The following is a 25,023-nucleotide window of genomic DNA, read 5'->3' on the forward strand; positions in this document are numbered from 1 at the left end:
CACGTCGTCACACCGCGCTGCCACCCCGCCGTCCGCTGAAATCGATTGCAATCAGGGCCAATTCGACTTCCGGCGCCGCCCGGTTGCGAGTAGTGTCTACGTGCCCGTCATTCGGCCCGGCCCGGGCACGATCGATGCCCGGTGCGCCATCACCACACTGAACACTGGAGATCCACGATGAAACGTTCGAAGTTCCTGCTATCTGGCCTGCTGCTCGCGTCGGCCCTCGGTTTCACGGCCGTCGCCGCGCACGCGGAAGACCTGCTCGACTCGGTGAAGAAAGCCGGTGTGCTGCGCGTCGGCCTCGAAGGCACGTATCCGCCGTTCAACTCGCGCGGCACGTCGGGTCAGCTCGAGGGCTTCGACGTCGACGTCGCGAATGCGGTTGCCGGCAAGCTCGGCGTGAAGACGCAGTTCGTCCCGACCGAATGGAGCGGGATCATCGCGGGGCTGCAGGCCGGCAAGTTCGACGTGATCGTCAACCAGGTCACGATCACGCCGCAGCGCAAGGAAGCGCTCGACTTCAGCGAGCCGTACACGTACTCGGCCGCGCAGCTGATCCAGCGCAAGGACGACACGCGCAACTTCAAGTCGCTCGAGGACTTCAAGGGCAAGAAGCTCGGCGTGACGCTCGGCACCAACTACGACCAGATGGCGCGCAGCGTGCCGGGCATCGAGGTGCAGACGTATCCTGGCGCACCGGAAAAGCTGCGTGATCTCGCGGCAGGCCGGATCGAGGCGACGCTCGACGACCGCCTGATGCTGCCGTACATGATCAAGACGTCGAACCTGCCGCTGCGCTCGGGCGCGGTGCTGAACGGCGGCAAGCAGGAGATGGCGATCCCGTTCCGCAAGGGCAATCCGAAGTTCGAGAAGGCGATCAACGATGCGCTGGAGTCGCTGCGCAAGGAAGGCACGTTGAAGAAGATCTCGATGCACTGGTTCGGCAGCGACGTGACGGTGCCGGTCGCGCAGTAAGCGGTTCGCCGCGCTTGCATTGCGTCACGTCACTCGCTACGGCGAAGGCGTGACGCCTCTTCTCTCCCGCTCTCTTCGCTCAGGCCGCTTCGTCGAAGCGCGCGAGCAGCATCTGGCCGATCGGCGTCAGCGCCGGGCGCGCAGCCACCTCGTTCACGCGTACCTGCGTATCGTCGACGAGCCGCTTTTCGACGAGCACGGCGAACGCGGGGTTCGCCAGGTCGACGCTGTCCGGTGCGCGGGCTATGCGCAGCAGCATCGAGAATTCATGCGGACTCAACATGGTCCTTGTCTCCTGATCGTCCGCGATCCGGTTCGAACCGGCGTCGATCCTGTCTTTTGATGAAATGGCGCGAAGGCATGATGAACGTGAAAGTGCGCGGCCATATACGACGAGAGCACGTCGTCGCGAGACGCCAGGCGCTCCCTGATCGCGGCAATGTCCCCGATCCGCCGGATGCATGCATCACGACAGGGACGTGCAACCTTATTGGGGCATCGTGACGTGGCCGTGACAGCAAAACAGGAGCGCAACAGTGGCGGCAGACCTGACCGGCCACAGCGGGCTGGGCATGACGCCGCGCTACGTCCGCGGCGCGCGGCCAGTGTAGGCGTCGCGCTGATCGGCGTGCTGCGCGTGCCGACGACGCAGGGGCGCCGGCGCGCGGCGTTCCAGCGCGTCGAGCGCGCTCAGCAGGGTGCGTTTCAGCACACCGGCTACCGGTTTTTCGACAGTCACGTGCACCAACATCGCCGCGCCGATCGCCGCAGCGACAACGCCCCAGAACAGCACGTCCTGGCTGACGAACGGAGCGGCTTGATCGAAAACCATGTAACCGACGTTCTGGTGGATCAAGTACAGCGGATAGCTGACCGCACCGAACCAGACCCATCGCGGACTGGCGAGCATAGGCTTGCGGCGCAATGCGAGCGCCAGGATCACCACGAAGAACGCGGTCATCGCGATTGCGACGATCACTGGATTCAGTTCCCTCCCGAAGTTCTCGCCAAAGTTCGGCAGCAGCTGGAATTCGTGGTAGAGCGAAAGCCCCCAGGATGCGCAAACGAGCGCGACGCGCGATCGCGACAGGCCGCGGTCACGAATGAGGAAGCATGCGGCGCCGGCGATAAAAAAGCCCGCATAGTCCGTCACGAGGAAGCCCTTGAGTTTGATGAACGGGAACAGTTCGACGAGCACCGTACCAATCAACCAGGCGAACAGCCAGCGCTCGGCGCGGTCGATCTGGCCAATGATGAGCAGAATGCACACCAGACGGTAGAACCGCAGTTCCGCGCCAAGTGACCAGTACGCACCGTCGATTGGATCGGCACCGAATCCCCCGCCGAGCGTGATCATGTTCACGACGTACTGCCTCCACGTCGCGCCGAATCGATCCCCGCCAATCGCGAGGGTCACCAGGAAGGTGATCGTGCAGCAAACCCAGAAGGCAGGCAGCAGGCGAGACGCTCGCGAAGCGATGAAGCGCTTCACGCTTCCGTCGCCCGCCGTCATCAGAATCACGAATCCGCTGATCATGAAGAACAGGTGCACGCCGAGGAAACCATACTGCGCAACCGGCTCGAGCGCCGGATAGTGCATCGTCGTCAGATCGTCTGCCGCGTAGCCGCGAAACGCGTAGTGAAAGAACACGACGGCGATCGCGGCAACAAAGCGGAGCAGATCGAGCTCGGGAATACGGGAAGACTTCACGGTTCGATTTTGTTGGATTTGTCGTGGTGGGCTGCGCCGGCCGGGCGACAGTTTGACCTCGCACGACGGTCTGATCGTGCGCGCCCGTTACCTTGGTGTGGGGGGGTGATCGATTTGACACCGGGAGCCCAAAAAAACAAAAACCGGGAAAAGACCGCCAGATAAGGCGAACCGGTCAATTGGCTAGAAACGGTGCCCTATGAAGATTTGCAAAAAATAAGCGCGAAACAACCAGATTTCGCGCTTATTTTGGCACCATTCCAGGTAGATCATGAGCACTACGATCCCCAAACCGGGAGACTCGTATGGTGAAGGCAGTTCTCGCGTAGCCGGGCCGACTGGTCGGCAAGGTCGCGTTTCTTGTCCAAATCCCGCTGGAGAGGCTGGCCGTTCAACGGGTATGCCTGCTTCCAGGCCAAATAACGCGCCCGCACGAACATTTCGCAGGTGTTGTCGCGCGCAGCCTGGAAAAGCGCGACGCCAGTCGTGGCCCATTGTTCAAGATGCTCGCCGTCAGCCTTGTACAGATCCTGTGCGACCCGCATTTGCTCCGCCGAATCCTTGAGCCCATACGGCGTCCGATCAATGGCCGCCTGAGTGACGGCGACATATTTGTTAATAAAATCAACGGCAACGGCAGCAGTCGGCGCGTTCCCGTCCGCGACAAAATGCGGGGGGGCTGGTCGCTCCACACGGGCTGTTGAGGCTTCTTTACTGCAGCCTGCTACCAGAACCATGACGAAAACAGCGAAAAAGCGAGTCATATCAGGAACCTATGCCGACAGTTAAACCTGGCGTCCAAACCAAACGACGCGACCGATGATCGCGAAATCATCCGGCGGTTGAGCCGCATTTACCTCGAATGGCTTGTATGCCGGGTTGGCGCTGCTCACCTCGAGAATGCCGCCTGGTAGGCGCTGCAACGTTTTGACGATGATCTCGCCATCGATCCGCAGGACATAAAGGCCAGCCGATCCCGAAGTCTGGCTTCGGTCAATCAATATCACGTCACGGTCGTTCAGCACCCCCTGTTGAGAGTCGCCCCTCACTGAGAGGACCGACAGATCAGCGGGCTTCGCGTGCAAATAGTTTTCGACCCAGTAGCGGCGGAACGCCATCGTGTGTGTGGGAGCTTCGTCCGTGATCGACTGGCCGTGACCAGCCGCCGCCTTTACGCCGTACCGAGGGATAAACACGAACTCGGAAATATCTACGGCGTTCCCGAGCGTATCGGACAAGACGTCATCCTGGGGCACCACTTCCGGTCCCGGAGCATCGGACACCCGAGGCTTATCCCCGAAGGCTACCCAGTCCAGGCTTACGTTCGCACGGCCCGCAAGATTTGCGATCACCTCAAACGGGGGCTTGCTCTCCCCCTTAATGTATCGACGCAGCATCACCGCCGAGACACCGGCCGCCATCGCCGCCTGTTCGCGCCCACCGATCCGGCGACACAGCTCGTCGATCCTGCTTTCGATTCCTGGGGCAAGAAACGAAAGCGACACATCCGATTGCTCTTCAGCTTTCGAGTCTTTCATAAGTATTTGACCTGAAAAGATATTTTTCTTTTTGTGCGACAGAAACGATCGTCCCGAACCGAAAAAGAAAAGAAAGTTTCGCCTCACCGCAAATTTTCGATTGCTCAATCGAAACAATCTGGCTAACATGCGTGCATATGTTTAGCCACATGGGTGAGCAAATGAACACATCTGTTGCCGCAAAAAAAACCACCTTGGACTGGGACAAGGCGGACATCAAGCACGCTCTCGAAAAGAAGGGCTGGAACATCCTTCAACTTGCAAAAGCGAGCGGTTACAGCAACGCAAGTGCACTTCGTAAGGCGTTCGACAGTTCATATCCGAAGGCCGAACGCATCATCGCCACTGCGATCGGCGTCACCCCCGAAACCATCTGGCCGAGCCGATACGAGAAACGCAATTTTACGCCCGTTTTGTCACCGTCTGCGCCTGTTTGTGTACCGCGCCGCGAGCGCCATGCCGTCGTGGCCATGGATTGAATCGTACGCACCCCGAATCCTCCGCGCTACCGCCGAGATTCTCAAACTGGACGAAACGATGATGAGAAAACGGACCTGGAAATCACTGCACGCCACGAGCCTTAGCGAGGCCTTCGAGCTGTGCATCGAATTTGCGGCCGAGCGACGCAGGCCCGCCAAGGTGTTGGCTGACCTCATGGGCGTCGAACTTAAAACCATGTACCGATGGCTCGCCGACACTTCGATGCCTCTGAATCGTGTGCGCCAGTTCGAAGAATTCTGCGGCGCACGCTTCGTCAGCGAATACCTTTGTATCGCTGATGGCCGGCGTGTGGTGATCGAAATCCCAACCGGCCGCCGGCCCGGTGTTGTGGACCTCGCGTCGCTGCAGAGCGCATTTGCCGAGGCTGCTGCAGTTCTCTGCCGTTACTACGCATCCGGTCATGAACAAGCCGAAGCGATTACGGCGCTCACGCACGCAATGACGCAGGCCGGATATCACCGAGAAAACGTCACGAAAGATCGTGCTCCCGAGCTGCCGTTCGAGTCGGAGGCCGACTGATGGAACGTCTGACGCCCGTCATCAAATCGCACTACACCGCGCCAGAACTTGCGACGCTCGGGTTGCCTGGCGTCCCAGGAACTGAACAAGGTGTGCGCTATAGCGCCACCCGAGAAAAATGGGTCGCTCGCCGCCGTTCAAAGGGAAAGGGGCTGGAATACGCCTTTGATAGCTTGCCGGACGAAGCACGGGCCGAGATTCGCCGACGTGCGGCTGAATCGTTAGTGTCATCCGGGGAGGCACCCGCAGCGATCCCGGCGATCCGCCGCGAAAATCAGTTGCAGCTCGTAAATACAGACTCGCAACGCCTGCGCGCTGATGCCCGTCAGGGAATCCTGACGTGGCTGGATCGCATCATGGCGCAGTGCCACGTCTCGCGAGAAGCGGCGATGACGACGCTACTCACGCAGGCCAAGGCCGGGACGCTCGACGATCACCTCGTCATGATGCTGCGCGCCGCGCGCGACGAGCGCGGCCGCAAGGGCGACGGCTTTCCGAGCATCCGCACGCTCAAGCGCTATCTCGGGCAGGCCAAGGTCGGCGCACTCGCCCCCAAAGTGCCGCAACGGGACTTCACGGTGCCGGCATGGGCGAAGGCATTCCTCGGCTTCTATCAGCAGCCGCAGAAGCCGTCCGTCGAGCTGGCGTATCGCGAGTTCGAGACCGCGTACCGCATGAGCGATCGCGATTGGGAGTTCCCGACGATTCACCAGGTCCGCCGGTTCCTCGGCAAGATGGGTCGGGTCGCCGTCGAGGCGGGCCGGATGGGCGCGCGCGAGCTGAAGACGATTCGCCCGTTCATTCGCCGCTCGTTCGACCAGCTGCTGCCGAACGACGTCTGGAGCGCGGACGGTCATACGTTCGACGCCGAAGTCCAGCATCCGCTTCACGGCCGGCCGTTCCGCCCCGAGATCACGACGATCGTCGACATCGCGACGCGTCGCGCGGTCGGCTTTTCGATCGGCCTGGCGGAATCGGCGATCGCGGTAATCGACGCGCTGCGCCACGCCTCGACGCGCAATGGCGTCCTCGCCATCTTCTACGTCGACCGCGGATCGGGCTATGCCAACGCGATGCTGCAGGCCGAAGGCACCGGCATCACGGGCCAGCTCGGCATCGAGGTGTCGCACTCGCTGCCGTACAACTCCCAGGCGCGCGGCGTGATCGAACGCCTGCACCAGACCCTGTGGGTCACGGGAGCAAAAACGCTCCGCAGTTACATGGGCGCACCGATGGATCGCGAAGCGAAGCTGACGCACTTCAAGGTCACGCGCAGCGCGATCAAGAACGGCGGCGCGATGCCCCTGATGGGATGGGACGCGTTCATGCAGTTCTGCAACGACCAGATCGACGCGTACAACGCTCGCCCGCATCGCTCGTTGCCGATGACGAACGACCCATCGAACGGTCACCGTCGTCACATGTCGCCGGACGAAGCGTTCGCCGCATTCCAGGCGAAGGGCTGGCAACCGGTCACGCTCACGGCCGACGAAGCGGACCGCGTGTTCCGACCGCGCGTCGAGCGCACGGTCCGGCGCGGCGAAGTGCAGTTGCTGAACAACCACTACTTCAGCGGGCTGCTCGAAGAATTCCATGGCGAGACGGTCCACGTCGCCTACGACATCCACGACGCGAAGTTTGTGTGGGTCTACGAAGGTGAAACGGGTCGGTTCATCTGCAAGGCCGAGGCCGGCGCGAACACCGCCCACTATATGCCGATGTCGTATGTCGAGCAGGCCCGCGAGAAGCGTGCGGACGCACGGGCGCAGCGCCTGCAGGTGAAGCTCGACGAAGTCGAGGCCGAGCGCATCGGACAGCCGGCGCTCACGATCGACACCCCCGAGGTAATCACGATCCCGGGCTTTGGCGACATCACGCGTGACGCGCTGAACCGGCGTTTCGTCGACGCCGAGCCGGTGATCGAAGTCACCGCCCCGCCCATTCACGCCAGCGAGCCGACACCGGTCGCACCCACGGCCGAGATATTCGAACTGCCGGAAAAGGCTGAACACCGGTTTGCCCGGTGGCGGACCGTTAATCAACTCATCGAATCAGGAGGTATTCCCGACCAAAACGATTTGCAGTTCTACGGCAAGTACGCGTTGAGCAAAGAATTCGCGGCGCAAAAGCGCCGCGCAGAACAGGCTGAAGAGTTGCAGCTCGCCAGCCAGCAATAAGACCAACAGGACCAATCATGACACAACACGAAACCACACTCAAACCGGTAGCCGGCGGCATCGCGCAGATCACCAACCTGAACCTGTGCGACATCGCGATCGAGCGCGCCATTTCGCGTAGCGCGAACCTGCCCGGGCTGGTGTGTTTCTACGGACCGTCCGGCTACGGCAAGAGCATGGCCGCGAACTTCGTCGCGAACCAACGCCGCGCCCGCTACGTGCAGGCGAAGTCGGTGTGGACGAAGAAGCACTTCCTCAAGGCGATCCTCTTCGAGATGGGGATCAAGCCGGCCGGCACGATCCCCGAGATGGCCGACCAGGTCGCCGAAGAACTCGCATCGAGCGGCCGGCCGCTGATCATCGACGAGATGGATCACCTGGTCGATCGCAACGCGGTCGAGCTGGTCCGTGATCTATACGAGTCCAGCCAAGCGCCGATCCTGATGATCGGTGAAGAAGCGCTGCCGGCAAAACTGAAGCGATGGGAGCGCATGCACGGCCGCGTCCTGGCATGGATTCCGGCGCAGCCCGTCACGATCGACGACGCGCGCCAGCTTGCCAGGCTTTATTGCCGCCATGTGCAGGTAGCAGACGATCTGCTGACGCGCCTGGTCGAGCTGTCGCACGGCTCGGTACGCCGCGTCTGCGTCAACCTCGAACTCATCCAGGAAGAGGCGTTGACGGCTGCGAAGGATGCGATGGACCTCGCGCAATGGGGTAAGCGCGAGCTGTACACCGGTGAAGCACCGAAGCGACGCGCATAAGGAGACACGCCATGTTGAATAAGGACAAGAGCGCATCGCAGAGCAACTGCCCTGCAGTCGAGCGCGCCAATGGGCTGGCGACGGGTATGTTCGCGCTGGCGCTGGTCATCATGCTTGTTGGTGTCTTCACCGCCGAGACGCTGCTGGAAATCATCGAGTGGACGGCAATCGCAGTCGTGACCACGTTCCTGGCCGCTGTACTTGCTTTCCTCGCGGGTGCGTCGGAAGGAGGTGACCGTGGCTAGACGACCTGCACACCTCGAACTGACCGGCGGCAAGGGGCCACGCCAACGCATGTGGGAAGCGATCCGGAACCAGCGTGCCGATTTCACGCCGCACACCATCGTCCGCGCCACTGACGTCGACAAGTCGACCGTTCACACGTACCTGCAGACGCTCGAACTCGGTGGCTTTGTCGAACCCATCGGCGCGCGCACGGCGATCAACGAACGGAAGCACTATCGGCTCGCACGCGACGTCGGCGTCGAAGCGCCGCGCCTCGACCGCTACGGAAAGCCGGTGACGCAGTCGCGTGGCAACGAAAACATGTGGCGCACGATGCGCATCATGGGCGACTTCACGCCTCGCGAGCTGGCGATGCGCGCGTCGACGCCGGAGATCGCAATCACCGACTCGACAGCGCAGTCATACGTCAAATGCTTGTCGCACGCCGGCTATCTGACGGTCGTCGATCCGGGGCATGCGTACATCCGTGGCAAGGGCGCAAAACAGGCGCGGTATCGCCTGATCGCGTCCAAGTACACCGGCCCACGCCCGCCGATGATCCAGCGCACGAAGTCGGTGTACGACCCGAACCTCGGGAAGATCGTGTGGCAAGAGGAGCCGGACCATGACGCATGCTGACCCGGATTGGCTCGCCATGCTTCGTGAGGCCGTGGCCGCGACGTCGCAAAGCGACGTGGCCAAGCTGCTCGACGTCTCGCGAACGACCGTTTCGCTTGTGCTGTCGGGCAAATACCCCGGCAAGACCGATCGTGTCGCCGCCCGCGTCCTCAAGACGTTCGGCCAGATGCAGTGCACGCATACCGGGCAGCCGATTTCGCTGACGGTATGCGTGTCCTACGCCAATCGCCGCGCCCCGATCAATAACCCGATGGAACTGAGTCACTGGCGCACGTGCCGCAACTGCCCGCTGCGCCCCGTTAAAGGAGAGTCGAAGTGAACCCGCAATCCCTCGCCAAGGTATCCGCGACCGGCACGGTCAACATCAACCAGATCATGCAGCTCGCGGCACTGCGGATCGCCTCGACGATCGAGACGCTGACTGAGCGCGGCTTCGTCGTGGTCGGCATCGAATTCTCAAGCGGCTCGAAGCCGACGATCCAGATCCAGACGTGCGCTGAGTGCGCGCGGATGGTCGAGGCAGGCGAAGCCACCTACTACCGGACCGGCGTCAGCGAAAACAACCGCTATCGCACCGGGCAGTTCAAGGTCGGCGAAATCCGCGTCCTCTGGACCGAACAAGGTCACTAGGAGGAAATGAGCTGCTGTAACCCATCGATACACGTTAGTAGATAAGTAGTCCTTTTTAAATAAACGAGAATGGAGCCACCATGGCAACGGTAAAGCAGATTCTGCAGGCCATCATCGATCATCCCGGATCGTCGGGTTCGCAACTCGCCGAGCTGCTCGACATTGACGCTAAAGATATTCAGCCCCGCATCGACCTGTATATCCGTCAGGGGCGCGTCATCCGAGACAAGAAGGTTCAGGACGGCGCGTCACCGTTCAACCTGTACTACCCCAGCGATGAACTGATCCGTGAGTTCGATGGCACGAAACAGATCGTGACAAAAGCACCGCGAAAAGTGGTGAATCTGCCGCCCGCATCTGACGACTTCGTCTGCGGCTTCTCCACGGACGGCCGGCTGACGATCACGAAGGGCAAGAAAACGGTCGGCCTCACGCGCGAGGAGACCGCTCGGCTGTTGGCGTTCATCGACGCAATCAACATCGAAGCCATCGCCGGGAGCCACGCATGACGACGGTGATTGTGGATCCCATGTTGATTGACTCCGTCGAGGAGCTGCGGAAGTGTCTGCACGAAGCGAACGACGCGCTGATACGGCAGTTCTCTCGGATCACCATCGCGGATTCGATGGGCAATCAACTTGCTGGCTCGCTGAACCGCATCCTGACGCTTCACATTCAGGAAAACGCCCAGGCTCTCGTCGAATATCTAGATGCGTACCTGGCTGACCGACCGAAACTGCGCGAGCACCTTGAAGAGGACATCGAAGGCGCTGCATTGCGGAAGGGGCACTGATGCCGCTTCCGCAAATCTGCTGCCCGAACTGCCGCGCGGTGATGAGCCTCGATGTGGTGTTTGCTGATGACGCACCGCGCGAGGCACTCAACGCGATCGTTGACGCGCACCCGGCCGGTGAGTCGTTCATCAAACCGCTGCTGCGTTACATCGGCCTGTTTGCTCCGGCCAAGAGCCAGATGAGCCACACGCGCATCGCGGCCCTGGTCAACGAGCTGGCCCCGATGATCCGCTCCGCGCAGATCGAACGGAACGGCCGCACGTGGGCGTGCCCGATCGACTACTGGCGGCAGGGCTTCGAGCAAATGCTGTCGCAGCGCGACCAGGGCCGATTGAAGCTGCCGCTGAAGAGCCACGGGTATCTGTTGGAGGTGCTCGCTGGCTTTGCAGACAAGGCCAAATCGCGTGCGGAAGCCCATACCGAACACCAGCGCCAGGGGCATTCCGGTCTCGGCACGCCCGAAGCACGCGCCTCGCCTCCACCTGACATCGCTGACATTCTCGCCGCGCCACAACAGACCGGCCCGCGTCAGGTGACGGAAGGCGTCGCACAGAGCCTGTCCGCACTGCGACGGATCACGAAAGAAATGAACTCGTTTTCGAAGGAAGGAAAAATCCATGACTAAGAATCAACTCCCGGCCGGCTACGTGATGGACGCACGCGGCCGTCTCGTTCCGGAATCGCTCGTCGCGCCGATCGACCAACTGCGCGATCAAACGATCACGTCGCTGATAGACGAAGCGAAGCGCGTGCAGACCTCCATGGTCGACTTCAAGGCACGTGCATTCGGCGATATCGAGGCCTTTATCGAAACCAGCCACGAACAGTACGGCGTCAAGGTCGGTGGCGCGAAGGGAAACATTTCGCTGATCACGTTCGATGGGCGCTACAAGATCGTGCGCCAGATCGCAGAGCACCTGCAGTTCGACGAACGCCTGCAGGCAGCGAAAGAGCTGATCGACGAATGCCTGCGCGAATGGACCGAGGGCAGCGACGACAAGGTCAAGGCACTGATCAACGAAGCCTTCCAGGTCGACAAGGAAGGCAACGTGAACACCGGCCGGATTCTCGCGTTGCGCCGCCTCGCGATTAACGATTCGAAGTGGATGAAGGCGATGCAGGCGATCGGCGACAGCATCCGCGTCACGGGCAGCAAGCCATACATCCGTCTGTACGAACGCGTCGAGGACACCGAGGAGTATCGCTCGATCAGCCTCGACCTCGCCGCGATCTGAGGAGGCCATATGTCGAAACTGTCGAAAGAGGACATTCAGCGAATCGACACTGAGCTGTCGTTCCCATTCGGTTGCGTCGTGCTTCGTTGTGATGGCAACACCATCACGATCCAGGTAACGCGGACGAAGCCGCGCCGGTATGACCTCATGGTCTACGTCAATGGCTGGTTCAAGGGCGACTACCTGAAGGAAACCGCGCCCGAGCATCGGTTCTATCGCCCGGTGAAGTTCAGCGCATACAAGCCGTCCGAGCGAGCAAAGATCGAAAAGCAGTTCGGGAAACGCAACGCGCGGAAGTACTTCCCGGGCCTGGACAAAACGTCGACGTACTACATGCCGTCGTGGAACACGCCCAGCACGATGCTTCGTCACTTCGCGCGAGTGTGTCAGTCGGTGACGCTCGTTTCAGTCGGCGTGGCGGTCAATACGTCCGTCGACGTCACCGCACTGGAGGCTGCCAATGTCTGACGTGCTCATCATCGCGGCCGGCGTCCTGTTCCTGGTCTGCCTCTGCCGTCGCGAGCTGCGGCGCTGGTGGAGGTCGTAATGCTGATCGCGAAAACGACGCTGTCGAAGATTCACATCGCGAAGCAGCAACTGGCGATGACCGACGGCGAGTACCGCACGGTGCTGCGTAGCGTCGCCGGCGTCAGCTCGGCCAAAGACCTGACGCCGGAGGGCGCGCACAAGCTGTTGAAGCACTTCGAGCGCTGCGGATTCCAACCGAAGCGCCCGAACGGTCGACGGCCGAACGTCGGCGGCTCGCGCGAGCAGCGCCTGAAGAAGATCGAGGCGCTGCTCGCGTCGGCCGGCCGGCCGTGGTCGTATCTCGACGGCATGGTCAAACGCATTTGCAAGGTCGATGCGATCGAGTTCTGCGACGGCGAGATGCTTGGCAAGCTGATCGCCGCACTGCAGATCGCCGCGACCCGGAGGGAGCGTGTATGAGCGCCGATCTGCGTGATGTGCAGCACCTCTTCCCACCGCTGGCCAAGACGCTTATTCGGCTGATCGGGATGGACGCGACGCTGACGCTTGTCGAGAAGATGGGCGGCAGGAAGTTTCCGATTCCGTTCCGCAAGAATCGCCACGGCGAAGCGCGCTTCGAGGAGTTGGCCGAGGTGATCGGCCCCGATGCTGCGACGAACCTGTGTAAAGCGTTCGGTGGCGAAGACCTTGAAATCCCGATTTGCGCGAAAGCGAAACGGGAACTCATGTTCCGAAGCCTGCGACGCGAGTTCGATCACATCACGCGGGATCACAGCAGCCACTATGCTGTATCGAAGCTCGCTGTCAAATTCGGCACGACCGATCGACAAGTTCGCCGGATAATCGGCATCGGTGACAATACCTGCGATACTGCTGATAATCAGCTCTCGCTGCTTTGACCTGACGTAGTCTTCCCCGCTGCGGCAGGGACAGCGATCAAGGTGGTTTGCTGTCCCTACCTATAATGAAATTCATGTCATCCAATCGGGGGTGGCATGAAGCAACAACGAATTTCCGCAGCAGGCAGTGACCTGATCGAATCCTTCGAAGACGATCGTCTCGAAGCCTATCCCGACCCGGCAACGGGCGGCGCACCCTGGACCATCGGTCGCGGCCATACCGGCCCCGATGTCCGTCCCGGCCTGAAGATCACCCAGGCGCAATCCGATGCGCTGTTCTCCCAGGATCTCGCTGCGCGCGAGAACATCATCAACGGCCTCGACCTCGAACTGACGCAAGGCCAGTTCGATGCCTTGGTGTCGTTCGTGTTCAACGTCGGCACCGGCAAACCGGGCGTCAAGGACGGTCTCGTCTATCTGCGCTCCGGTGGTCCGTCGACGTTGCTCCGCATGCTGCGTGCGAAGAACTACGCGGGCGCGGCCGACCAGTTCCCGCTGTGGAACAAGGCGAATGGCCAGCCGATGGCCGGCCTGACGCGTCGCCGTCTCGCCGAGCGCGCGCTGTTCCTGAAGGCGGCCTGATCCTCATGCGTATCGCCGACCTCATCACCGGCCACGACGGCAAGCTGTCGCATTCGAAGCTCTGGCCGAACGTCGCGTCGCTAGTCGCGACCGGCATGTTCATCTACCAGGGCGTCACGAAGCAACTCACGATCGAGACCTGGTTCATCTATCTCGGCTGCGTCGGTGGCTATTCCGCAGTCATCCAGGTCATCGGTGCATACCGTGGCCGCGCACCCAAGGAGGCATCCAGTGGAAATGATCAGTAAGTATGCGAAGGCCGTCGCGGCCATCGCCGCAGCGGCGCTGATCGCCTTCGCGTTCGCCGCGACGTACCAGCACGGCTATGACGTCGCCGAAGCGAAAGGCAATCAGGCGCTATCCGCCTACAAGGCGAAGCAAGCCGGCGCCGCTGCTACGGCCGCGAGCCAGGCGTTCGGCAAGTACGCCGACAACGTACTGCGCGGCCAGCATGCCGAGGTTCTATTCCTCGCTGACCAAGGCAAGACCACGACCCAGATCGGCACACTGAAGGAGCACATCGATGCAGTCGCTCAACCTCACATTTCCGCGCCGTCACCTTCGGCGTCTCAACCGGCTGTCGTTACGGTTAATCGGTGCGTGTTCACTCGCGGCTTTGTGCGCCTGTGGAACGCAGCAGCCGGCATCCCCGATTCCGCTGACGGTACCCTGCAGGCAAGCGCCGATTCCGGCAGCGTTGCTGGACTTGCCGGACCCGATGCCGCCGCTGACTCCGGGGTATCACAACAAGACGTCCTCGACTGGTTCACCGACTACGCAGCCCGCAGCCGAAGCACCGAATCGAAACTGAAAGGCGTGAAGGCTGCTGTTCCCGACCAAGAGGACAAGCAATAGATGGATGACTTCGACCACGCGAGCGACATGGAAGAGCAGCATCGCGCGCTCGCGATCGCAGCGGCGACCCGGCCCGCACGGAGCACTGCCGAGTCCGCAGCGTTCTGTCAGAACCCGGCATGCGGCGAGCCGATTCCCGACGAGCGCCGCCGCGCGGTACCTGGTTGTCGCTTCTGCATCGAATGCCAGGAGCGGCGTGAGCAAGTACTGAACCGGAGGTATGCATGCAAGTGACGCTCGATCCGGCCGCGATATTTATCGGTGTATTCACGCTGCTGATCGGAGCTGTACAGCTTTTCGGCGTGTCGTGGATTCGAAGCGTGCAGGAGAACCTGAAAGCCCTGCAACGCGAGCTTGGCACGTTGCGTGAAACCGTCGCGCGCGATTACGTTCCGCGTGCCGAGCATCAAGCCCAACGCGATGAATTCCGAGACGGTCTGCGAGGTATCGACCAGAAGCTGACCGACATCAACAACAAGCTGGACAAAAAACAGGACAAGCAATGAGCGACGAAAGCACGGTTGACAGCCCCGAAATGCAGATGCTGCGCAAGATCGACGCCGGGGTCGACGAACTGAAAGACAGGATGGCCAAGGTCGAGAAGCGCGCGATCAAGTACGGCGCAGCGGCCGGCGCTGGCGCAGGCGCAATCGCGGGCGGCATCGTCGCGATGGGCGTCTCGTTTGCCCGGGCGAAGATGGGGCTGTAACGCGCATGGCCTACCCGAAGGAAGTCCGTGACAAGGTGCGTCGAGCCTTCGTGTTCGATCGTCTGTCGCTCGAAGTCGCCGCTATGAAGAGCGGCGTCAACTATTCCACCGCGCGGCGGTGGAAGGATGACGCACGCGCAGCCGGCGACGATTGGGAAAAGGCACAGGCCGCGCAGCTGCTCGCCGGTGGCGGGATCGAAGGTGCGGCGCGCCAGATGCTGACCGGCATGATCACGCAGTACCAGGCGACGATGGACCAGCTCGACGCCGATGTCGAAATGAAGCCGGCGGACAAGGTCTCGATGCTGGCCAGCCTCGCCGACGCGTACAACAAAACGATCAATGCATCGAAACGCGTGCTGCCCGAGACGAACGAGCTGGCGATCGCGATGGGCGTCGTGCAGCGCCTCGCGACGTTCATCAAGGATCGCTACCCGGAACACGTTGGCGCGTTCGCCGACGTCCTCGGCCCGTTCGGTGACGAGCTGGCCACCGCCTACGGTTGAGGTGACGACATGCTGATCAAACTCACCCGCGACAACGCGGTGAATCCCGCTCACGTAGTTTTCTCACAGATCGAACACCGGGAACGTGATACCCGCCTCGTTGTCGAGATGGTCACCGGCAGCATTATCTACGTGACGCACAATCTGTATGACGGCGTCGACGTGTACAAGGTCCATCAGGTGCTGCTCGACGCGAAGGCGGACTGACATGGTCCAGAAGTTCACCGAGAAGGATTTCCACAAGGAAATCGAGGAGCTGCAGGCCGAGCTGCGGCGCGACATCGAGGCCCACGCAACGGGCCTCGATCCGTCACCGGCCGCGCGCCTGGAACGCCGTCGACGCGTGCTTGTCGACGGCGATTATCAGTTCTTCGCGTACACATACTTCCCGCACCACATTCGCGGCACGCCGTCGCTGTTCCAGGGACACTTCTGCAGTCGGTTCCCGAAGCTGCTGAGCCAGGCCGGCGGCTCGCGTGAATGGTGGGTCGCGCCGCGTGGCGAGGCGAAGTCGTCCATGTGTACGAAGATCGGCCCGGTGTACATCATCGTGCAGGGGCTGCTGCAGCGCGAGGAAGTCCGGCGTGAAGTCGGCTGGGCCGGCGAGCCGCCGTCGTTCCTCGACTACATCATCCTGCTCGGCGCGGAGACGTCGCTGCCGACCAAGCTGCTCGAAGTCGTTAAAACGGAGCTGACCGCTAACGCTTCGCTCCAGCTCGACTTCCCGGAAGTGTGTGGCAAGAGTTCGAAGTGGAAGGTTGGCGAGTTCGTCACGAAGAACGGAGTGAAGGTCGAGCCGTTCGGTGCCGAGCAGGCGATTCGCGGAACGTTCCACGGCGCGAGCCGCCCGAAGGTACTGATGGGCGATGACCTGATCACTGACGCCGAGGCGAAGAGTCCGACCGAACGGCAGAACCGCTGGACGTGGCTGGAAAAGGCGATCGACTATCTCGGGCCGCCTGACGGCAGCGTGAAATACATCGGTGTCGGTACGGTGCTGGACAAGAATGACCCGATCTCGCGTGCGAAGCGCACGATCGGCCACATCGTCCACCACTTCCGCGCGATCGCGCAGATGCCGACGAACATGGATCTGTGGCAACAGTGCGAAGCGCTGATGCTGAACGACGACAAGCCCGCGATCGAAGAAGCTGCTGCGCGCGGCGAGGCGATCGCCGATACGGATCTGCCGTCGTATCAGTTCTACGTCGCCAATCGCGATGCGATGGACGCTGGCGCCGTTACTTCATGGCCGTCCGTCCGCACGCTGTTTTACCTGATGCGCCAGCGGGCAAAGTCGCCGCGCGCGTTCGCAACCGAGATGCAGGGCGACCCGCGTACCGAAGAAGACAAGGTATTCGGTCACATCACGTTTTGGGTTCAGCGGCTGCAGTCCTGGCTGATGTTCGGCGCGTGCGACCCGTCGATGGGGAAAGATCGGAAATCCGACCCGTCCGCGATCCTGGTCGGTGGTCTCGACATCGTCAGCCGCAAGCTGCACGTCGTCTATGCGGAGATCAAGCGACGTGTGCCGTCGAAACTCGAATCGGATCTGATCAAGGTCCAGCGCGAGTTTCGCTGTCGCGCGTTTGGTTTCGAAAACAACAACGCCTACGAGTGGGCGCGGCAGGATTTGCTGAAGTCCAGCCTGCGTGCTGGCGTGCCGCTACCGCTGGTCGGCGTCACAGCGTCCATTGCGCCCGAAGTGCGGATCGACTCCCTGGAACCGTTCGTCACCGATCGTATCTCGCCGTCGATTCTCTTCCATGCCGGGCTGACCACGCTGCTCGCCGAGCTGGACGAGTGGCCCGAGCCTCAGAGCCATCACCACTTCGACGGACTGACCGCGCTGCACATCCTCTGGATGATCGCGCAGTCTCGTGGCTACGGCATCGGCGACGGATACGAGGCAGTTGCATCCCGCCCGCTCGAGCGCGGTGCTGACGAAGACTACGACACGCCGACGTCGAGCCGGCGCGGGTATTGAGGAAACGGAACATGGCACAGATTGTTGATATCTACGGGCAGCCGATCCAGCGCGAAGCGCTGTCCGAACCGCAGACGTCGAAGCTCGGTTGGATCACGCGTGACTTTGCGCAGCATCCGTCGCGCGGCCTGACGCCGAAGAAGCTGCATTCGATCCTGGAAGCCGCCGAGTACGGCGACCTGATGGCGCAATCCGATCTCTTCACCGATATGGAAGAGAAAGACGCGCATCTGTTCGCCGAGATGAGCAAGCGCAAGCGTGCGCTGCTGACGCTCGACTGGCGCATCGCAGAGCCGGACAACGCATCGGCCGAGGAGAAGAACCAGACGGCGCAGCTCAAGGAATGGTTTACCGATCTCCCTGCGTTCGACGACGTGTTGTTCGATTCGATGGATGCAGTCGGCCATGCTTTCTCAGCCCAGGAGATCGCATGGCACCAGGTCGAAAAGGTGTGGCTCCCGCAAACGCTCACCCACCGCCCGCAGCGCTGGTTCCGCACGCCGCTGTATGACGGCAACGATCTGCGTCTGCGTGACAACTCGTCGGACGGCCAACCGCTCTGGCCGTTCGGATGGCTCGTCCACAAACACCGCGCGAAGAGTGGCTATCTGACCCGTGGCGGCCTGCATCGCGTGCTGGCGTGGCCGTATCTGTTCAAGAACTACGCGGTATCTGATCTCGCCGAGTTCCTGGAGATTTATGGCCTGCCGCTGCGCGTTGGCAAATATCCGCCTGGGTCGACGAAGGAAGAGAAAGCGACGCTCCTGCGCGCGGTCGCGGAGATCGGTCACAACGCGGCCGGCATCATCCCGGAAAACATGCTGATCGAGTTCCAGACGGCGGCCGAGGGTACGAAAGACCCGTTCGAGGCGATGATCAACTGGTGCGAGAAGAGCATGTCGAAGGCGATCCTGGGCGGCACGCTCACGACGCAGGCCGACGGCAAGACGTCGACCAACGCGCTCGGCAAGACGCACAACGAAGTGCGCCGGGATCTGTTGACGTCCGATGCGCGCCAGGTGCAGCGCACGCTGACGGGTCTCTGCTACATGCTGTCGGCGCTCAATATCGGAACGACCGATCCGCGCCGCTGCCCGCGCTTCGAGTTCGACACGCGCGAAGCGGAGGATTTGGCACTGTACGCGGACGCACTACCGAAGCTGGTCGGTGCCGGAATGAAGATCGGGCGCAGCTGGGCGCAGGACAAGCTCATGATCCCGGAACCGGCCGCCGGCGAGGACATCCTCACGATCCCGAAGCCGCAGATGGCGCTGCCGCCCGAGGAGCGCCCGGACGATCCGCCGCGTACCGCGACGATGCGATACCGCGCAGTGTTGCGCAACGCGGCCGGCGAGATCGTCTATCCCGACCAGGACGTACTGGATCAGACGATCGCCGCGCTGCCGGCCGACGCGATCACCGAGGCACTGCGCGCGACGCTCGAACCGGCGATCGCAGCATTGCGCCGTGGCGCGACGCCTGATGAAGCGACCGAGCTGCTGCTCGAGGCGCAGCCGGAGATGGATGACACGGAGATTCGGGCGCTGCTCGAGCGCTGCATTTTCGTGGCCGACGTCTGGGGGCGCCTGAATGGCGGTTGACCTGGCTTACGCGATCGGCCTCGAGCCGGAGAAGGCGATCGCCTACTTCGAGTCGAAGGGCTACAAGATCGGCTTCCGCTGGCAGGATGTCGCGGCTGAAGCGCACGCGAAGGCGTTCACGGTCGCGGGCGTGATGAAGACCGACGTCCTGCAGGACATCCGCCAGGCGCTCGACACCTCGTTAAAAAAAGGCACGACGTTCGACGAGTTTAAACGGCAGCTCTCGCCGGTGCTGGAAAAGAAAGGCTGGCTCGGCCAGGGCATGATCGTCGACGAGGACACGGGCGAGATCGAGGGGAAGCGGCTCACCCCGCGTCGGCTGCAAACAATCTTCCAGACCAACATGCAGTCGGCCTACATGGCCGGCCGCTATGCCACGCAACTCGAACAGGTCGACACGCACCCGTATTGGGAGTATGTCGCCGTCCTGGACAGCCGCACGCGGCCCGCGCACCGTGCGCTGGCCGGCCAAATCTACCGGTACGACGATCCTTTCTGGCAGACGTTCTATCCGCCGAACGGCTACCGGTGCCGCTGCCGCGTGCGTACCAGGACGCGAGCATACGTTGAGCAGAACGGCGTCCCGGTCCTCAACAGCGACGGCAAGCTGGTCGAGGTCGAGATCGTCGACCGCTCCGGAGCGAAACAGCCGGCGCTCGCCTACAAAGACCCGACGACCGGTCAGAAGCTGCTCCCCGATCCGGGCTTCGGCTCGAATCCTGGGTCGCAATGGGCGAAGCCGTTCACGCCACCGCCGATGGACACGCTGCCGCAGACGTTGCCGGCCGGCGCGTCATTGCCACCGCCGCCGCCGACGCGCGTGGCACCGAGCGCCGTGATGCCTGCCGGGTTGCCGCCCGAGCAGTACGCCCAGACGTTCATGCGAGAGTTCGGTGCGACGATGGGCAAGCCGGCCACCTTCACGGACGTCGCGGGCGAGCAGCTGCAGATCAATCAGTGGCTGTTCCAGAATGGTGCCGGGCGATGGGCGGCCAGCCAGGCCGAAGCCGGCCCGTTCGTGCAGCTCCTGGCCGAGGCGGTCAAGGAACCGGATGAAGTCTGGCTCGGCTGGGCGCAGATCGACGGCGCATGGTCGCTGCGCCGGCGTTACATCCGCACGCTCGAAACCGAAGACAGCCGGTGGGGCGTCGCGGTATTCGATCACGGGAAGGACGGCTGGAGCGGTGACGTCACGTTCCCGGGCGACGTCGGCACATCCGACGACGATCGCCAGGCGTACCTGGACACCCGGCGCGGGACGTTCCTGCGCTACCAACGGCCGACTGGAGCGTGACGCATGGCACTCGACATGATTGAGATCGAGATCGACGACAGCCGGTACGAAGCAGCGATGGCGCGTGTGCGCACGTTGATGCGGGACGCATCCCCCATCACGTCGCTCATCGCCGCGTTGATGCTGGACGCCGTCGAAGAGAACTTCGCGCAGCAAGGGCGACCGAACTGGCTCGGTCTCAGTCCGAAGACGGTCAAGCGCCGCCGCGAGGAAGCCGGCACCGGCAAGATTCTGCAACGGTCGGGCCGGCTGGCCTCCAGCATCACGTCGGCACACGACGCGACGTCGGCCCGCGTCGGCACCAACGTCGTCTATGCGGCGATCCACCAGTTCGGCGGGACGATCCAGCGCCATCCCATGTCCGGCTACGTTAGACTTCGCAAGGGGCGCGACGGCATGATCATGCGGCAGGCCGATCATCCGCACCTGGCGGTGTTCGCGAAGAACGGCCACAAGCGCGTCAAGATCGTCAAATGGACCCGCACCCAGGGCTGGACGATCAAGATTCCAGCGCGCCCGTTCTTCGCGCTGACCGAGTCCGACAACGTCGCGATGGAGACCGAGGTTTCCGCCTACCTGCGTCGACTGTTCGACGAATGATCCGTCAGGCGATTTGAGCCGTTTGTGGGGGTCGGATAACCCGATGTAGCCGACCGGGGGTAAGAAGCCCGTTAAACCCCCGTTAAAATCGGTCCTATCGGCATCGGCTATCGGGTGCCTCCCCGCGCATCACACCCTCTACCCGTCCCAGGGACGGGAATCCTCTTATTTCTCAGGCCGCCGACCGCCACCATGGCGGCATGGCTACTTTCTTCATCGCGGCGCTTTCGGCGCAAATCCAATCCACGGGTCCGGCACTCAAGCTGCTGCCGGCCGGCGACTTCCGTGCGCGGGACGGCCGGCCGACCGAGTGCGCTGCGTGGCGGCTCGATGCGGCCGGTGCTGCGCGCCTGATCGCGGCGGCTAATGCCCGCCATACGCGATATGTGATCGATTACGAGCACCAGACGCTGAATTCGGCGAAGAACGGCCAGCCGGCCCCAGCGAGCGGCTGGTTCAAGACGTTGGAGTGGCGCGAAGGTGACGGCCTGTACGCGATCGATGCCAACTGGACGGCCCGCGCGTCCGCAATGATCGACGCGGATGAGTATGCCTACATCTCGCCCGTGTTCGCCTTCGACAAGGCGGGCAACGTCATCTCGCTGCTCAACGCGGCGCTGACCAACGATCCCGCGCTCGACTGCCTCGACGAGCTGCAGCTCACCGCTGCGTGCTCGGCGATGTCGGGCGCGCTCGACCCTGCCGCGATCGCGGCGCTTTCCTCTGTCCCACCTATCGAGGCTCCCAATATGGATGAACTCCTGGAACAACTTCGCTGGCTGCTGAACATGCCGGTCGGCGCGACCGCCGAAGACGTCACGGCGCAACTGAAGAAGCTGATCGAATCGCTGTCCGGCGGCCAGGGCGTCGCGGCGGCCAGCGCGAATCTGCCGGTGCTGCTCGACTCGCAGCGCGCGCAGATCGCGACGCTGTCGGCCAATCAGGTCGACCCGGCTCGCTTCGTGCCGATCGCGGTGATGACCGACCTGCGCTCGCAGCTCGACGCGGCCAATGCAAGGCTCGCCGGCACGGAAGTCGAGGAGCTGGTGACGGCCGCGCTGAAGGACGGCCGTTTGCTGACGGCCCAGGAGACCTGGGCGCGCGACCTCGGCAAGAGCAATGTCGTCGCGCTGAAACAGTTCCTGTCGACGGCGCAGCCGATCCACGCGCTCGGCGGCACGCAGACCGGTGGCAATCCGCCGGCTGGCGCGAAGCCCGATGCGGTCGAACTCAGCGAATCGGAGCTGGCCGTGTGCAAGGCGATGGGCCTCGATCCGGCGACCTACAAGGCCGCGAAGACGACGGCCTGATCACGGCCCGGCGTTTTCTTTCACTTCCACCAGGAGATTCACATGACTGCATTGACCGCCGACCGCGACACCGTCGCCCGGGCCGGCCTGCTATTCGGGTACCCGGCCAAGGGTGGCGTGTTGTTCTTCACCGGTGCGATCGCCGCGATCGACACGGCAACCGGCTTCGCGACCAAGGGTGCGGCGTCGACCACGCTCAAGGGCGCCGGCATCGTCCAGGAGCAGGTCGACAACACGGCCGGCGCGAACGGTGCGGCGAACGTGGTGATCAAGCGTGGCCAGTGGCGCGTCGCGAATTCGGCCGGCGCAGACCAGCTCACGCTGAAGGATGTCGGCTCACCCGCGTACATCGTCGACGATCAGACCGTCGCGAAAACGGACGGCGGCGGTACGCGCTCGGTCGCCGGCACCGTCGTCGACATCGATCAGGTCGGCGTCTGGGTCGCGTTCTAACGCGGCCTGCTGTACCACCCTGACTACCATAAGGAACGCACATGGAAATCAATCGCGCCAACCTGCGCGCTATGTTCACGGGATACAACACCGTATTCCAACAAGCCTTCGATGGCGCACCGTCCGACTGGAACAAGGTCGCCATGCCCGTGCCGTCGACCACGTCGCAGGAAGTCTATCCGTGGCTCGGCCAGACGACGCGTTTTCGCGAATGGATCGGCGATCGCGTGATCCAGAACCTGACCACGCACGATTTCTCGATCAAGAACAAACCGTTCGAGAACACCGTCGGCGTCAATCGTGAGTCGATCGAAGACGACACCTATGGCGTCTACAAGCCGGTGATCGCGCAGATGGGGCTGGACGCGAAGCAGCATCCCGACGAACTGGTGTTCGGTCTGCTCAAGCAAGGCACGACGAAGACCTGCTACGACGGCCAGTACTTCTTCGACACCGATCACCCGGTGCTGCAGGCAGACGGCACGGTCGGCTCGGTCTCGAACTTCCAGGCCGGCGGCGGCCCGACGTGGTATCTGCTCGACATGACGCGTGTCGTCAAGCCGATCATCCTGCAGCAGCGCAAGCCGTACACGTTCGTTCCGATGGACCAGGAAACCGACGAAGTCGTGTTCTCCGCGAAGACGTACCGCTACGGCGTCGACGCACGGTGCAACGTCGGATTCGCGCTCTGGCAGCTCGCATACGCCTCGAATGCCGAGCTGAACGAGGACAGCTATCAAGCTGCGCGTGAAGCAATGACCGGCATGAAGGGCGACAACGGCCGCCCGCTCGGCATCCGCCCGTCGCTCCTGGTCGTGCCGCCGATGTACGAAGGCATCGGCCGGAAGATCCTCCACGCCGACGCGAACAACTACGGCGCGACCAACGTCTGGAAGGGTTCGGCCGATCTGTTGACGACGCCCTGGCTGGCGTAACGGGATAACACCCCCGCGAGAGACTGCCGCGCGACGCCGATAAGCGCGGAGGAAGACCGTCCCGGAGCTGCGGCGCGATGGTGGGCTCCGGTTGGGTTCGAATTCACAGGAGAGGTTCATGAGCAACAAACATCCGGCGATCAAGGTGGCGTCGGCGAAGGAAGGGTTTCGCCGCGCTGGGCATGTGTTCGGGCTTGTGCCGAAAACGATCGCGCTGGCAGCGCTTCATCCGGACGCACACGCCGCGATCGTCGCCGACAAGTCCCTGGTCGTGGTCGACACGGCGATCCGACTCAGCGAAGAAGAAGCGGCGGCGCTCCCGCATCGCCAAGCCGCGCACGTGACGGCCGCACTAACCCATGCCGACGCGCTGACGCTCGACGTGAGCGAAGACGACGCGAAGCGCGCTCTGGCGCTCGCCGACATCGAAGCGGAGCTGAATCAGCGCGAAGCGTCGATCAAGTCGCGCGAGGCCGAGCTGAAGGCTGCCGAAAACGAGTTCGAAGCGGCCGAAGCGGACCTGAAGCGCCGCACCGCCGAACTCGACGAGTCGGTCGCCAGCCTGGTCACGCGCGAAAACGACCTGATCGCCCGCGAGCAGGCATTCGAGATCGCGCAGGCAGCAGCATCGGGCAAGGCCGCGTCGACGTCGGGCAAGGGGCGGAGCTAATCCGGTATGTACGCCACCGTCGAATTCATGACGAAGCGGTTCGGACAGCGCGAGGTGATCGCGCTGTCCGATCGCGAGCAAACGGGTGAAGTGGATTCGACCGTGCTGGCCGATGCGCTGGATGAGGCATCCGCCGAGATCGATACGTATCTGGCCGGCCGGTACGCCCTGCCGCTCGACCCGCAACCGAAGATGCTCGCGGGCATTTGCTGCGACATCGCACGCTATCGCCTGTGTGGTGGCGAAACGGTCATGACGGAAGAAATCGACAAGCGTTACAAGGCCGCGATTGCCTTCCTGAAGCTCGTCGCATCGGGTGATGTCACGCTTGGTTCGACGACGACGGGTTCGGTCACGCAGCCCGACAACTCGGTCCAGTTCGTGACCGGCACCCGCGTGTTCAACCGAGAGAACCGATAACG

General features: G+C 62.6%; 37 protein-coding genes. 33 read left to right on the forward strand and 4 right to left on the reverse strand.

Features of this window, described 5'->3' with window-relative positions; translation table 11 throughout:
* The first annotated feature begins 177 nt into the window (after positions 1-177).
* On the forward strand, positions 178-978 hold the full coding sequence (locus tag U4Z64_RS23045) for a cystine ABC transporter substrate-binding protein (protein ID WP_044845938.1): 801 nt from the start codon (positions 178-180) through the stop codon (positions 976-978).
* Positions 979-1,057: 79 nt separating this feature from the next.
* On the opposite strand, the gene U4Z64_RS23050 is transcribed toward U4Z64_RS23045, so the two are convergent.
* The 4 genes from U4Z64_RS23050 to U4Z64_RS23065 form a co-directional block, all read right to left on the reverse strand.
* Positions 1,058-1,261, reverse strand: a complete 204-nt coding sequence (locus tag U4Z64_RS23050) for a hypothetical protein (RefSeq protein ID WP_044845939.1) — start codon at positions 1,259-1,261, stop codon at positions 1,058-1,060.
* Positions 1,262-1,561: 300 nt separating this feature from the next.
* Complete coding sequence (locus U4Z64_RS23055; protein WP_321821182.1) at positions 1,562-2,689, reverse strand: acyltransferase; 1,128 nt, start codon at positions 2,687-2,689, stop codon at positions 1,562-1,564.
* Positions 2,690-2,967: 278 nt separating this feature from the next.
* Entirely contained in the window at positions 2,968-3,453 is a 486-nt protein-coding gene (locus U4Z64_RS23060) for a hypothetical protein (RefSeq protein ID WP_321821183.1), read from the reverse strand.
* Between the two features lie 21 nt (positions 3,454-3,474).
* Positions 3,475-4,356 (reverse strand): helix-turn-helix transcriptional regulator, encoded by an 882-nt coding sequence (locus U4Z64_RS23065; protein WP_321821184.1) that lies wholly within the window; start codon positions 4,354-4,356, stop codon positions 3,475-3,477.
* 32 nt (positions 4,357-4,388) lie between these two features.
* Here U4Z64_RS23065 and U4Z64_RS23070 point away from each other — a divergent pair, with 32 nt between their 5' ends.
* The 32 genes from U4Z64_RS23070 to U4Z64_RS23225 all read left to right on the forward strand — a co-directional run bounded on the left by U4Z64_RS23070 (position 4,389) and on the right by U4Z64_RS23225 (position 25,021).
* The gene (locus tag U4Z64_RS23070; protein WP_310999048.1) at positions 4,389-4,706 is read left to right on the forward strand and encodes a helix-turn-helix domain-containing protein; all 318 of its coding nucleotides are present in this window, start codon (positions 4,389-4,391) and stop codon (positions 4,704-4,706) included.
* A 61-nt stretch (positions 4,707-4,767) separates the two neighbouring features.
* Positions 4,768-5,247 (forward strand): hypothetical protein, encoded by a 480-nt coding sequence (locus U4Z64_RS23075; protein ID WP_310999050.1) that lies wholly within the window; start codon positions 4,768-4,770, stop codon positions 5,245-5,247.
* Complete coding sequence (locus U4Z64_RS23080) at positions 5,247-7,424, forward strand: DNA-binding protein (RefSeq protein ID WP_321821185.1); 2,178 nt, start codon at positions 5,247-5,249, stop codon at positions 7,422-7,424. Before U4Z64_RS23075 ends, U4Z64_RS23080 begins: the two co-directional genes overlap by 1 nt.
* Positions 7,425-7,441: 17 nt before the next feature.
* Entirely contained in the window at positions 7,442-8,188 is a 747-nt protein-coding gene (locus U4Z64_RS23085) for an ATP-binding protein (protein WP_321821186.1), read from the forward strand.
* A gap of 11 nt (positions 8,189-8,199) precedes the next feature.
* On the forward strand, positions 8,200-8,433 hold the full coding sequence (locus U4Z64_RS23090; protein WP_321821187.1) for a hypothetical protein: 234 nt from the start codon (positions 8,200-8,202) through the stop codon (positions 8,431-8,433).
* The gene (locus U4Z64_RS23095) at positions 8,426-9,052 is read left to right on the forward strand and encodes a helix-turn-helix domain-containing protein (RefSeq protein ID WP_321821188.1); all 627 of its coding nucleotides are present in this window, start codon (positions 8,426-8,428) and stop codon (positions 9,050-9,052) included. Before U4Z64_RS23090 ends, U4Z64_RS23095 begins: the two co-directional genes overlap by 8 nt.
* Complete coding sequence (locus tag U4Z64_RS23100; RefSeq protein WP_321821189.1) at positions 9,039-9,371, forward strand: LacI family transcriptional regulator; 333 nt, start codon at positions 9,039-9,041, stop codon at positions 9,369-9,371. The genes U4Z64_RS23095 and U4Z64_RS23100 overlap by 14 nt, the downstream gene beginning before the upstream one ends.
* The gene (locus tag U4Z64_RS23105; RefSeq protein ID WP_321821190.1) at positions 9,368-9,682 is read left to right on the forward strand and encodes a hypothetical protein; all 315 of its coding nucleotides are present in this window, start codon (positions 9,368-9,370) and stop codon (positions 9,680-9,682) included. Before U4Z64_RS23100 ends, U4Z64_RS23105 begins: the two co-directional genes overlap by 4 nt.
* A gap of 80 nt (positions 9,683-9,762) precedes the next feature.
* Positions 9,763-10,191, forward strand: a complete 429-nt coding sequence (locus U4Z64_RS23110; RefSeq protein ID WP_321821191.1) for a hypothetical protein — start codon at positions 9,763-9,765, stop codon at positions 10,189-10,191.
* Positions 10,188-10,475: a hypothetical protein gene (locus U4Z64_RS23115; protein ID WP_321821192.1), complete on the forward strand. Its 288-nt coding sequence runs from the start codon at positions 10,188-10,190 to the stop codon at positions 10,473-10,475. The genes U4Z64_RS23110 and U4Z64_RS23115 overlap by 4 nt, the downstream gene beginning before the upstream one ends.
* On the forward strand, positions 10,475-11,101 hold the full coding sequence (locus U4Z64_RS23120) for a hypothetical protein (RefSeq protein ID WP_321821193.1): 627 nt from the start codon (positions 10,475-10,477) through the stop codon (positions 11,099-11,101). The genes U4Z64_RS23115 and U4Z64_RS23120 overlap by 1 nt, the downstream gene beginning before the upstream one ends.
* Entirely contained in the window at positions 11,094-11,711 is a 618-nt protein-coding gene (locus U4Z64_RS23125) for a DUF3164 family protein (RefSeq protein WP_321821194.1), read from the forward strand. Before U4Z64_RS23120 ends, U4Z64_RS23125 begins: the two co-directional genes overlap by 8 nt.
* Before the next feature lie 9 nt (positions 11,712-11,720).
* Positions 11,721-12,179 carry a hypothetical protein gene (locus U4Z64_RS23130; RefSeq protein WP_321821195.1) on the forward strand — a complete coding sequence of 153 codons (459 nt, stop codon included), beginning with the start codon at positions 11,721-11,723 and terminating at the stop codon, positions 12,177-12,179.
* Positions 12,180-12,257: 78 nt separating this feature from the next.
* Entirely contained in the window at positions 12,258-12,659 is a 402-nt protein-coding gene (locus U4Z64_RS23135; RefSeq protein WP_321821196.1) for a regulatory protein GemA, read from the forward strand.
* Positions 12,656-13,099 (forward strand): Mor transcription activator family protein, encoded by a 444-nt coding sequence (locus U4Z64_RS23140; protein WP_321821197.1) that lies wholly within the window; start codon positions 12,656-12,658, stop codon positions 13,097-13,099. Before U4Z64_RS23135 ends, U4Z64_RS23140 begins: the two co-directional genes overlap by 4 nt.
* A 96-nt stretch (positions 13,100-13,195) precedes the next feature.
* Positions 13,196-13,681 carry a lysozyme gene (locus U4Z64_RS23145; RefSeq protein WP_310999066.1) on the forward strand — a complete coding sequence of 162 codons (486 nt, stop codon included), beginning with the start codon at positions 13,196-13,198 and terminating at the stop codon, positions 13,679-13,681.
* Positions 13,682-13,686: 5 nt separating this feature from the next.
* The gene (locus U4Z64_RS23150) at positions 13,687-13,929 is read left to right on the forward strand and encodes a hypothetical protein (protein WP_321821198.1); all 243 of its coding nucleotides are present in this window, start codon (positions 13,687-13,689) and stop codon (positions 13,927-13,929) included.
* Positions 13,919-14,536: a hypothetical protein gene (locus U4Z64_RS23155; RefSeq protein WP_321821243.1), complete on the forward strand. Its 618-nt coding sequence runs from the start codon at positions 13,919-13,921 to the stop codon at positions 14,534-14,536. The genes U4Z64_RS23150 and U4Z64_RS23155 overlap by 11 nt, the downstream gene beginning before the upstream one ends.
* A complete protein-coding gene (locus tag U4Z64_RS23160) occupies positions 14,537-14,770 on the forward strand; it encodes a TraR/DksA C4-type zinc finger protein (protein WP_321821199.1) in 234 nt (77 codons plus the stop codon).
* A complete protein-coding gene (locus U4Z64_RS23165) occupies positions 14,761-15,042 on the forward strand; it encodes a hypothetical protein (RefSeq protein ID WP_321821200.1) in 282 nt (93 codons plus the stop codon). Before U4Z64_RS23160 ends, U4Z64_RS23165 begins: the two co-directional genes overlap by 10 nt.
* Positions 15,039-15,245, forward strand: a complete 207-nt coding sequence (locus U4Z64_RS23170) for a hypothetical protein (RefSeq protein ID WP_321821201.1) — start codon at positions 15,039-15,041, stop codon at positions 15,243-15,245. Before U4Z64_RS23165 ends, U4Z64_RS23170 begins: the two co-directional genes overlap by 4 nt.
* A 5-nt stretch (positions 15,246-15,250) precedes the next feature.
* Positions 15,251-15,751, forward strand: a complete 501-nt coding sequence (locus U4Z64_RS23175) for a DUF1804 family protein (RefSeq protein WP_321821202.1) — start codon at positions 15,251-15,253, stop codon at positions 15,749-15,751.
* A 9-nt stretch (positions 15,752-15,760) separates the two neighbouring features.
* Positions 15,761-15,958 carry a hypothetical protein gene (locus U4Z64_RS23180; protein WP_310999075.1) on the forward strand — a complete coding sequence of 66 codons (198 nt, stop codon included), beginning with the start codon at positions 15,761-15,763 and terminating at the stop codon, positions 15,956-15,958.
* Between the two features lies 1 nt (position 15,959).
* Positions 15,960-17,738 (forward strand): hypothetical protein, encoded by a 1,779-nt coding sequence (locus U4Z64_RS23185; protein ID WP_321821203.1) that lies wholly within the window; start codon positions 15,960-15,962, stop codon positions 17,736-17,738.
* A gap of 11 nt (positions 17,739-17,749) precedes the next feature.
* Entirely contained in the window at positions 17,750-19,339 is a 1,590-nt protein-coding gene (locus U4Z64_RS23190) for a DUF935 domain-containing protein (protein WP_321821204.1), read from the forward strand.
* A gap of 133 nt (positions 19,340-19,472) precedes the next feature.
* Complete coding sequence (locus U4Z64_RS23195; protein WP_321821205.1) at positions 19,473-20,633, forward strand: phage minor head protein; 1,161 nt, start codon at positions 19,473-19,475, stop codon at positions 20,631-20,633.
* Positions 20,634-20,636: 3 nt separating this feature from the next.
* The gene (locus U4Z64_RS23200; protein ID WP_321821206.1) at positions 20,637-21,233 is read left to right on the forward strand and encodes a phage virion morphogenesis protein; all 597 of its coding nucleotides are present in this window, start codon (positions 20,637-20,639) and stop codon (positions 21,231-21,233) included.
* 200 nt (positions 21,234-21,433) lie between these two features.
* Positions 21,434-22,543 carry a phage protease gene (locus U4Z64_RS23205; RefSeq protein WP_321821207.1) on the forward strand — a complete coding sequence of 370 codons (1,110 nt, stop codon included), beginning with the start codon at positions 21,434-21,436 and terminating at the stop codon, positions 22,541-22,543.
* Positions 22,544-22,585: 42 nt separating this feature from the next.
* Positions 22,586-22,996, forward strand: a complete 411-nt coding sequence (locus tag U4Z64_RS23210; protein WP_321821208.1) for a hypothetical protein — start codon at positions 22,586-22,588, stop codon at positions 22,994-22,996.
* A gap of 41 nt (positions 22,997-23,037) precedes the next feature.
* A complete protein-coding gene (locus U4Z64_RS23215) occupies positions 23,038-23,931 on the forward strand; it encodes a Mu-like prophage major head subunit gpT family protein (RefSeq protein WP_321821209.1) in 894 nt (297 codons plus the stop codon).
* 118 nt (positions 23,932-24,049) lie between these two features.
* Positions 24,050-24,601: a hypothetical protein gene (locus tag U4Z64_RS23220; protein WP_321821210.1), complete on the forward strand. Its 552-nt coding sequence runs from the start codon at positions 24,050-24,052 to the stop codon at positions 24,599-24,601.
* Between the two features lie 6 nt (positions 24,602-24,607).
* Positions 24,608-25,021, forward strand: coding sequence for a DUF1320 domain-containing protein (locus U4Z64_RS23225; protein ID WP_321821211.1), 414 nt, complete (start codon positions 24,608-24,610; stop codon positions 25,019-25,021).
* Positions 25,022-25,023: the final 2 nt, after the last annotated feature.

Origin of the sequence: Burkholderia sp. BCC1996 (genome assembly GCF_905339955.1) — a bacterium.
In the GTDB taxonomy this organism is placed as follows: Bacteria; Pseudomonadota; Gammaproteobacteria; order Burkholderiales; family Burkholderiaceae; genus Burkholderia.